At 25.6% G+C, this 10,081-nt stretch carries 10 protein-coding genes; all 10 read left to right on the plus strand.

Annotated elements, in window-relative coordinates:
• Positions 1–634 (plus strand): non-hydrolyzing UDP-N-acetylglucosamine 2-epimerase (gene wecB / locus ACFDSN_RS10545; RefSeq protein ID WP_375239816.1); only part of this gene is annotated, 634 nt, incomplete at its 5' end.
• 4 nt (positions 635–638) lie between these two features.
• Positions 639–1,895 carry an oligosaccharide flippase family protein gene (locus ACFDSN_RS10550; protein WP_375239817.1) on the plus strand — a complete coding sequence of 419 codons (1,257 nt, stop codon included), beginning with the start codon at positions 639–641 and terminating at the stop codon, positions 1,893–1,895.
• Positions 1,892–2,947 (plus strand): CapA family protein, encoded by a 1,056-nt coding sequence (locus tag ACFDSN_RS10555; RefSeq protein WP_375239818.1) that lies wholly within the window; start codon positions 1,892–1,894, stop codon positions 2,945–2,947. Before ACFDSN_RS10550 ends, ACFDSN_RS10555 begins: the two co-directional genes overlap by 4 nt.
• Before the next feature lie 4 nt (positions 2,948–2,951).
• Entirely contained in the window at positions 2,952–4,046 is a 1,095-nt protein-coding gene (locus tag ACFDSN_RS10560) for a glycosyltransferase (RefSeq protein ID WP_375239819.1), read from the plus strand.
• Between the two features lie 3 nt (positions 4,047–4,049).
• Positions 4,050–5,327, plus strand: coding sequence for an O-antigen polymerase (locus tag ACFDSN_RS10565; protein ID WP_375239820.1), 1,278 nt, complete (start codon positions 4,050–4,052; stop codon positions 5,325–5,327).
• Complete coding sequence (locus tag ACFDSN_RS10570; RefSeq protein WP_375239821.1) at positions 5,314–6,654, plus strand: phenylacetate--CoA ligase family protein; 1,341 nt, start codon at positions 5,314–5,316, stop codon at positions 6,652–6,654. The genes ACFDSN_RS10565 and ACFDSN_RS10570 overlap by 14 nt, the downstream gene beginning before the upstream one ends.
• Before the next feature lie 10 nt (positions 6,655–6,664).
• Positions 6,665–7,843 (plus strand): glycosyltransferase, encoded by a 1,179-nt coding sequence (locus ACFDSN_RS10575; protein ID WP_375239822.1) that lies wholly within the window; start codon positions 6,665–6,667, stop codon positions 7,841–7,843.
• Positions 7,830–8,729 (plus strand): glycosyltransferase, encoded by a 900-nt coding sequence (locus ACFDSN_RS10580; protein ID WP_375239823.1) that lies wholly within the window; start codon positions 7,830–7,832, stop codon positions 8,727–8,729. The genes ACFDSN_RS10575 and ACFDSN_RS10580 overlap by 14 nt, the downstream gene beginning before the upstream one ends.
• The gene (locus ACFDSN_RS10585; RefSeq protein ID WP_375239824.1) at positions 8,726–9,565 is read left to right on the plus strand and encodes an NAD-dependent epimerase/dehydratase family protein; all 840 of its coding nucleotides are present in this window, start codon (positions 8,726–8,728) and stop codon (positions 9,563–9,565) included. The genes ACFDSN_RS10580 and ACFDSN_RS10585 overlap by 4 nt, the downstream gene beginning before the upstream one ends.
• Before the next feature lie 161 nt (positions 9,566–9,726).
• Positions 9,727–10,081: polysaccharide biosynthesis protein (locus tag ACFDSN_RS10590; RefSeq protein WP_375239825.1), on the plus strand; the 355-nt coding region annotated here is incomplete at its 3' end.

The following is a 10,081-nucleotide window of genomic DNA, read 5'->3' on the forward strand; positions in this document are numbered from 1 at the left end:
AAATATTTCTGAAGATTCAATTTTAGTTACTGGAAATACTGTGATAGATGCTTTAATAAAGTCTGTTGAGAAGGTTAATGAAAATCCCAGTCAATTAATACAAGACCTTTCTAAAAAAATAGGGAATCAAGAAGTTGTTTTAGTGACAGGTCATCGTAGAGAGAATCATGGTGGAGGGTTTGAGAGAATTTGCAAAGCTTTAAAACGAATTGCAAAAGATGATAAAAATCGTTTCATTATTTATCCTGTTCATTTGAATCCAAAAGTACAGGAGCCTGTTAATAGGATCTTATCTGGAGTTGAAAATATAATTTTAATTGATCCATTACCATATGAAGATTTTATTTGGTTAATGAATCGATCTAAAATTATTATTACAGACAGTGGAGGTGTTCAAGAAGAAGCGCCAAGTCTAGGAAAACCAGTTTTAGTAGTGAGAGATACTACTGAAAGACCAGAGGCAGTAGATGCAGGAACAGTATTATTAGTTGGAACAGATGAGGATCTCATTTTTAATAAATCACTTAAATTATTATATAATAAAGAAATATTTGATAAAATGTCCAAATTACACAATCCATATGGAGATGGGACTGCTTGTAAAAAAATAGTAAAATTTATAAGATCATTTTAGTTGTATGATTAAAGAGCAACTTAAAAATGGACTTTTGAAAAATTCTGTTTGGAATATTTTAGCTAGTATTGTTATTAGAGGAGGGGTTTTTTTTCTAAATATTTTAATAGCTAGAATTCTAGGTGTAACTGATTTTGGAAAATATGTTTTGATTAAATCAACAGTTCAAACTTTTGAAAATTCTATAGGGAGTGCTTTTAATCTATCAACAACAAAGTTCCTTTCTGAAAATGAAAAAGATAAAGAACAAACAAAAAAAGTAATTTTTACTAATATTTGTATTTCTTTAATTCTTTCAATTATTGTGTTTCTTATTTTCATTATCTTTTCAAAAGATATTTCTATTTGGATATTAAAAAAAGAAGAATTTTTTAAATATCTAATAATTGCTTCTTTTTATTTTATTTTTATTGGAATTACTCAAAATTTTATTGGAATTCTAAAGGGACAAAAAAAGTTTAAAGTTATCTTTAGATTAAACACCTTAGTAAGTGTTTTAAATCTTTTTATTGTAACCCTTTTAACAAGTTTTTTTTCACTTAAAGGGGCTATTATTGCTCTCACCCTTTATGGTTTTTTTCAATTTATCATTTTCGGTTTCGAGGTGATAAGAAAAAATAATAATTTAATTAAAATTTCTAGGATTGATTTTGATGTTATAAAAAAGTTTAATCTTCCTGCGATATTATCAGGGTTAGGCGGTCCAATAGCAATTTGGTTTGTGAATTTACAACTATCCAATTTTAGTGAGGACGGATTTATTGAATTAGGGATTTTTAATTCATCTTTTCTGATTTTTGCTTTAATAGTTTTTTTACCAGTTTCAATTTCTGATGTGGTTTTTCCATATATGAACACTCACTTTAATGAGAATAAAGATATTAAAAAAATGACTTATACAAATTTAATTATAGTTTTTTGTGTTTCTTTAATAGTAAGCTCAGTCCCATTTATATTTCCAAGAATCATATTGTCTTTTTTTGGAGATGATTTTATCAAGGGAACTGAGGTATTAAGAATGATGTGTATTAGTGCTATATTAAGTTCTATGTTAGTTTTTTTAGGTAAAACTCTAGCAACAATAAATAAAATGTGGCAAAACTTGTTTTTTAATTATACTTGGGGAGTACTACTTTGTTTTTTAAGTTATTTTTTTATTAAAGAAGGAGCATTAGGAATCGCAAAAGCTTATTTAACATCCTATTCAATTTTGTTTATTATTCAATTATTATATGTAAATTTTAAAATAAATAAAAAGTGAAAATTTCATTTTTAGGTGATATTAGTTTTAATGGTAATTATAAAGATATTTATAAATCTGGAAAATTTCCATTCAATGAGTTAGATTTTTTAAAGAAATCAGATTATGTCATAGGTAATTTAGAGTGTTTTTCAAAAGGGATTGGTGAAAATGAATTAAAGTCACCTCGATTAAATACAAGTATTGAAACTTACAATTGGTTAACAAACCTAAATATTACTCATTTAGGTTTAGCAAATAATCATGTTTATGATAATCTTTCTGAGGGTTTTGAAAAATCAATAAAAAAATTAGCAGAGTTAAATATAAAGTTTTGTGGTGCCGGTCTTTTAGATGAAATGGAAAGTTTTTTAGATATAGATAAAGATGGTATTAAGGTAAGGATTTTAAATTTTGTAGATAAAGATACTAATCCAAAATTACCAGAAGATTGCCCGCTAAGTCTAGCTTTTTTCGAAGAAGAAAAATTAATTAATAGTATTCAGAAACATAAGGTGGAGTGTGACTTTCTAGTTCTCTATATTCATTGGGGAGGAAAGTCAGAGAACCTGATTTATCCAGAAAAGAAACAAATAAAACAATCAGAAAGATTGTTAAATAGTGGTGTTGACTTGATAGTTGGTCACCATTCCCATACTATACAACCTTCAATGAATTTTAATGGGAAAAAGGTGTATTATAGTTTAGGTAATTTTTGTTTTTCAAATATTAAACTAGATGATGGCTCCTATTACAATCTAACAAAAAGAAATAAAGAAGGATTAATATTAACAGTTGATTTTTCTAAGGAAAAATTAAATATAACTGAAGAATATTTCGTAGAGCAAAATGAAAGCGGAGAAATCATTTTAAACGAGGCATTAAAAAATATTTATAAGAAAGAATCAAAAAAATTTAACACTTTAGTTCGTCTAAATAAAGAATTTTCTAATTTACCAATTTACTATAATAAAATAATTAAATATCCAATACAATTTTTAAAAAGGGGTTCTTTAAAGTCACAATTAAAGAAAATTAATTATGCTAAGATTATTAATTATATAAAAAACTAAAACAATGTATAAGAAAATTATATTGGTTTGCAGAGGTAACATTAATGCTTCTCCAACTATACCGAATTATTTTAATGCATTCAAAGAGTTAGGGATTAAAATTACTTGTATTTGTTCAGAAAAGAGTGTTGATTATACAAATAAAGAAGTTAATATTATTGAAATAGGTAGAGGTTATAGTTCTAATTTTTTTAAAAAATTAGTTAACTATTTTCGTTTTGGGAAAAAAGCAGATTTTTATATTAAGAAATATTATGATTCTGAGACTTTGGTTTGGGTAGCAAAGGTTGATACAGCATTTTGTCTTGGTGATAATATAACTAAATACAAAGCATTATTGGCGTTGCATGAGCTTCATGATGCATACCCATTTTGGAGAAAAGTGACAAAAAAATATATACATAACTATAAAAATATAGTTATGAATGAAATTAATAGGGCAAATATTGCTAGAGTGTGGTATAAATTGAATAAAACACCAAGTATAATACCTAATAAACCTAAATTTCACCCTAGGAGATTAAATATACATATAAAAAACAAAGAGTTAGCAGATAAAATATCACAAATAAAAAAAAATAAAGATATAATTTTATATCAGGGTTCGCTTTTAAGAGATAGAAATTTGGAGCCCTTAGTTAATGTTTCTAAAAGGTATAAGGAAACTCATACATTAGTAATTATGGGGAGGGATTCTGATAATAGAATACAAGAGCTAAAACATATAAATAATGATTTAGTTCATATTTCATGGGTATCACCTCCAGATCATCTTTATATTACAAGTCATGCTAGTATAGGCGTAGCTTTTTATGATTTTGATTGTTTAAACTCCATTTATTGTGCTCCAAATAAAATATGGGAGTATTCAGGTTATGGTATACCTACAATTTGTCAAGATGTACCTGGTTTAATTAACACTATTGGTCATAATGAAGCAGGGGTTTGTGTAGATATTGATAATGAGGAACAGTTGTATGAAGGATTTAAAAAAATCATTAATAATTATAAAGAATTTAGTGAAAAATCAAATGTCTTTTATGAATCAGTTGATTTTGTAAAACTTACAAAAAAAGCATTAGAAAGAACTTTAAATTAAGCAATGTTTGGTAGTTTAATATTTTTATTGTGGATATTATTATTAATACTTTCTTTTATCAAAACAAGAGATTTATTCTCTCCAGGAAAAGTGTTTTCAGCTATTTTTTTCGTTTTCTTTGGAGATATATTCTTTACTCCTTATTCAGAAAAAGTATATTTATCTATTTTACTAATATTCTTTATTCATCTCATATTAATTTTATCTGAAAAAAAAATAAACTTTACACTCCCAAAAAGCTTTATACTAAATCGGTCATATAAAAAAATAGTTAGGAGAATTTGGTTATTGACAACCATACCAATTTTAGCACAGTTGCTTCTCATAAATAAATTAGGTGGATTAGAAAAGTACATATTATCAATTGGTCTAAGAGTAGATGCTTGGAAAGGTTTAGGATATTTAATCTTTTTCACCAAGTTTATCAATATGCTAAATTACCTATATTTTATAGTAATTTTGAAATTAAAAAATAAAACAAAAAATATAAAAATTATTTTCTTTTTACACTTTTTAGTTTTTACGGTTATTAGTTTAATGTCGGGCTCTAGAAGTACTTTGCTTTGGAACTTAGTTTTCATGATGGTTTACTATAATTACAACATAAAAAAAGTAAACTTTACTCTTATTTTATCAGGAGCCTTAATAATAGTTATATTAGCTATGATTATTGGTGTTGCAAGAGATGGCTATAAATATACAGATGATGGCATACAAACGGGATTACAAGGTTCTAGTAAGATATTAAAAATGTCAAATTTTACATATGGTTTAGATCCATTAGAGTTAGTTTTAAATAATAATTTAAAAGAAATTAAGTATGGATCAACTTATGTAAGTGCAGTAACTAATTTGATTCCAAGAAAGTTATGGCCTGGGAAACCTGATACAGGAGGTATGGTTATAACAAAGGACTATTTAAATAATGTTTATGGAGGTTTTTCATATATATCACCAGGCTTAATCCCCGAAGCTATAATCAATTTCGGTTACTTTGTAGGTTTTATTTTTAGTTTTATAATTATGAATTTATTTAATTTTTCATTATTGAGATTTAGACGTAAACAATATACTTTTAGGAAAAATTTAAAAAAAGAAGTTTTAATTAAAGGAATTTATCCTTTTCTTCTATTTGGGGTAATTTCCTATATATACGCTGAGTTTACTACAAATACTATAAGTATGATGATTTTTAAAGTTTTTACTTTTTATTTAATAGTTGTTTTATGTTTACCAAAAAAAGAAGAAAATTCTTTAAAATTACTTGATGAAATTAGATAGAATACGACAACTTGTATATAAGTTAAAATACCGTTTGTTTTTTAATGAGAAAATTAATTATTATGAGAATGTAATCAAAAAAAATAATAATTTATCTATAGCTGAAATTGAGGAATTAAACTGGAAAAAAAGAAAAGATATTATTGAATTTGCTTACAAAAACATTCCTTTTTATAAAGAGTATTATGATGATAATAATTTTAGTCCTCAAAATTTAATTGAAGAACAAGATTGGGGTAAAGTACCAGTTTTAACTAAAGATAAATTAAGGAGTAACTTTGATTCATTAAAAAATCCAAAACTGAAAAAAAAGTATTTTAGATTATCTACCACTGGAGGTAGTACAGGTGAGCCGCTAAAAATTTTATTTGACACAAGAGTTCCTTTAGAAACAATTGGGTGGAGAGTTATGAAATGGTGGGATATAAATCCATGGTCTAATCATGTCTACGTTCATAGAAATACCCATAAAGGAATATCTAACTTAGTTAATAAATTAATTTGGTTTCCAACACTAAGAGGTTTATTAGACTCTTCTAGTATTAATGGTAAAAGTATAGAAAGTTTTGTTAAAAGGATTAATAAAATAAAGCCAAAATTTATCCATGGTTACGTAGGAGCAGTTGAGGAGTTAGCTATTTATATTGAAAAAAACAATTTAAAAGTTCATAAACCTGAAGTGATTTTTTTAACTTCAGCCCCACTATCTGAGAGTACAAGACTTAATATAGAGAAAGTCTTTGGAAGTGATGTTTTTGATCAATATGGGTGTAGTGAGGTTTTTTGGTTAGCAGCTGAATGCAAAAATAAAAAGGGATTGCATTTTAATTATGATTTGAGACATATTGAATTTTTAGATTCGAATAATAAAATAACAAAAGGAAACGAATATGGTAAAATTGTACTTACTGATTTAGAAAATAGGGTTTTTCCCTTAATAAGGTATGAAAATGGAGATGAGGGTAGGTTTTTTATAAAAAAATATTGCGAATGTGGCATGAATCTACCTCTGATTGATAAAGTAAAAGGGAGAGTTTCTGAATTTATAAGGACAGAAAGCGGAATTTATGTCAATGGATCTTTTCTAACAACATTATTCGATGGTTTCCCTGACGCTATTAAAGCCTTTCAAATTATTCAAAACAAAGATTTTTCTATTTCTGTAAATGTAATACCATCTGACTCCTACACGAATAAATGTGAAGTTTTTGTTGTAAAAGAAATAAAAAAAGCAATAAAAAATGAACATTTTGTCAGTTTTAATTTTGTCGAAGAAATAAAGCATGATAGAGGAAAAACTAGATACATTATAAACAATTCAAAATAAATTTAAAAAAATGAATGTACTAGTACAATATTTTTATGGAGGAAAAGGTACAGGTGCCTTAGAGCATTTTATAATACTCTTAAAAGCTTATAGTAAAGAAAATAAAGATGATAAAATATTTCTTGTTTGCAGAGAAAACTCACCTATAAATAAAGCTAAAGAAATAATTGATAATGTTAATTTTATTTATTTCGGTGGAACTATACTGGGACTAGAAATTGAACGGCTAGCATTGATGAGCTTTGGTATAAAGAAAATTATTAAAAATTATAATATCGATATTTTATGGAATGTAAATCTTGGGACTTACACTAGAATTCATATTCCTCAGATTGTAAGTTTGAGTAATGCCTTTCAAGTTTATCCTTATGAGAAAATCAATAAGTTGAAAAGAAATATAAGAGAAAAATTTAAGTTAAAGATTTTAAGGTTTTTTTATAAACTTTCTATTAAAAACATTGATATAATTACTGTCCAAACTGAATCTATGAAAAAGGCTGTTAAAAAACATTTTAGAAAAAAGGTTGTAATTATTTCTAAATCAGTTGATAGCGAAAATGATTATAGTTTTAATAAAAATTACTCACAAAACAAAAAAATAGATAGAAAGCTTAAAGAGTTAGAGAATAAAAATTCTTTTAAACTGATATATATATCGAGTTATTATCCGCATAAAAACCATAAATTATTAATTGATATTGCTGAAAGTTTAAGTGAAATAGATTTTGATTATGTAATGTTATTGTCACTGTCTAGAGAATTATTAATTAAAGAATATGGTGCGCGAGCTTTAAAACTTCTTGAAAAAGATAAAATAATACCAATAGGATGGGTAGAAAAGAGCTACTTAAAATCATTATACTCCCTGTCTGATTCAGTCATTATACCTACCTTATTAGAGTCTTTTAGTTCTTCTCACATTGAGGCAATGCAGTTTGGAAAACCAATTTTAACAACAGACTTCAATTTTACTAGAGAAGTATGTGATGATGCTGCGTTATATCATTCTGAAAAGAAAACTGAAGATTGGGTTAAATCTATTCTTGAAATTAGTAAGAGTCCTAAATTGAGAAATAATTTAACAAATAAAGGTAAAAATCAACTTGAAAAATACCCAACATCTTGGTCAGTTATAGCAATAAAAATGAATCAAATTTTCAAAAAAGCAGCAATGTATGATAAAAAATAAAACATGTCTTGTATTGTTAGCTACATACAATGGTGAGAATTATATACGAGAGCAACTCAACTCGATATTAGCCCAAAAAAAAGTGGATTTAAATATATTAGTGAGTGATGATATTTCTACTGACAATACCATAAGAATTATTAAATCTTTCAATGACAAAAGAATTAAAATACTTCCCAAAATTGGCAAATTTGGATCCGCCTCTCAAAATTTTTTTAGATTATTTAGAGATGCAGATATTTCAGGATATGATTATTTTGCTTTTGCTGATCAAGATGATATTTGGAATATTAACAAGGTTTATTTAGCAATTAATCAAATACAAAAAAATGAAGTTGACGCATACTCTTCAAATGTATTAGCCTTTTGGTCGAATGGTAAAAAAAAAATAATTGACAAAGCACAACCTCAGAGAGAACTTGATTTTATTTTTAGTTCTCCAGGACCAGGTTGCACTCATGTTTTTAATAGTAAATTAGCAAAAGATTTTAAAAATCATTTAAGCAATAAAATAAAAATAACTAAAGATATAGAGCTTCATGACTGGTTAATTTATGCATTTGCGCGAATTAAGGGTTATAGATGGTATATAGATAGTAAAGTTAGTATGAAATATAGACAACATAAAAATAATGAATTTGGGGCTAATTCAGGGCTTAAAACTTTTCTAAACCGATGGAAAAAATCAAGAGATGGATGGTATAGAAAACAAATTTTAAAAACTGCTGAGTTTTGTGAATTTGAAAACGAACAAATAAGATTACTTAAAAGAGATTATTACATAGATAGAATTAAGCTAATCAAAAATTTATTAGAATATAGGAGAAAAACAAGTGATGCTTTATTTTTAGGACTAACTTTAATTATTCCTAAAATAATAAAATGAAAAACATTATAATAACTGGAGCCTCAGGATATTTGGGAAGCCAATTTATAAAAACATATAAAGATTTATATACGTTTAAAAAGTTTTCTTTATTAAAATCACCCCTATCTAGCTTGAAATTTGAAAACATTGATTGTATTCTTCATTGTGCTGCTTTAGTTCATCAAACAAAAAAAAAACATTATGATGATTATTATAAAATAAATGTTCTATATCCATTTAACTTGGCAAGAAAAGCAAAAAACAAAGGTGTAAAACAGTTCGTTTTTATAAGTTCAATTGCAGTTTACGATAGTTCTTTAAAACTTATTAAAGAAAATTCAAAAATAAATCCATCTACTGCATACGGTAAATCTAAATTTGAAGCTGAAAAACTTTTGGAAAAATTAAATGATGATAATTTTACTGTAAGTATCGTTAGATTACCTATGATTTATGGAGATAAAGCTCCTGGTAATATTAGCAAGCTAATCAATATAGTTAATAAATTCCCAATATTACCATTTGCAGGTATTAAAAATAGAAGGACCTTCGTTTATATTGGAAACCTTTGCTATGGGATTAATAAAATAATAGAACGCCAATTAGGAGGTGTTTTTTTAATTTCTGATGATAACTATATTAGTACTACTGGTTTAATCAAATTAATAGACAGAAATAACAGAAATAGAAAATTTTTAATAAAAATACCATTATTAAAATGGTTTCTTCAAATATTTAAACCAAACATTTACGAAAAATTATATAGTGATTTAATTGTTAATAGTAAAGAGTCTAGGATCAAATTAAATTATAAGAATCCCTTTAAAATTAATGAAGCATTTAAAAAATTATAAAAATAATTTAAGATTATTATTAAATTTTTATTAAGTTCATATTATTTAATCTAAAGGTTTTTTAAAAATTAACCACAACTATAAAGCAAGAAATTAATTTAATATTCTATTTTATTTTTTATCTAGAACTTTAAAAGTAAATAAATATAAATAATATAATAATGAATCATTTGAAAAAAAACTACTTTGCGAAAATAAGTTTTGAAAAAGATATTTCGAACAATAAGAATATATTATCAAATAAAATTTATAATCAAAATATCTTAATTATTGGTGGTGCAGGAACGATAGGTTCTAACTATATTAAACAAATTTTAAAATATAAACCCTCAAAAATTACTGTAGTAGATATTAATGAAAACGGGTTGACAGAATTGACAAGAGATCTTAGAAGTTCTGATTTTTTGAATTATAATCCAGAATACATAACATATCCAGTTAATTTATTAAGTGATACCTTTGATAAGGTTTTTGATTCTGAAACTTGGCAAGTGGTTGCAAATTTTTCAGCTCATA

The organism is Aurantibacter sp., assembly GCF_042094015.1.
Lineage (GTDB): Bacteria > Bacteroidota > Bacteroidia > Flavobacteriales > Flavobacteriaceae > Aurantibacter.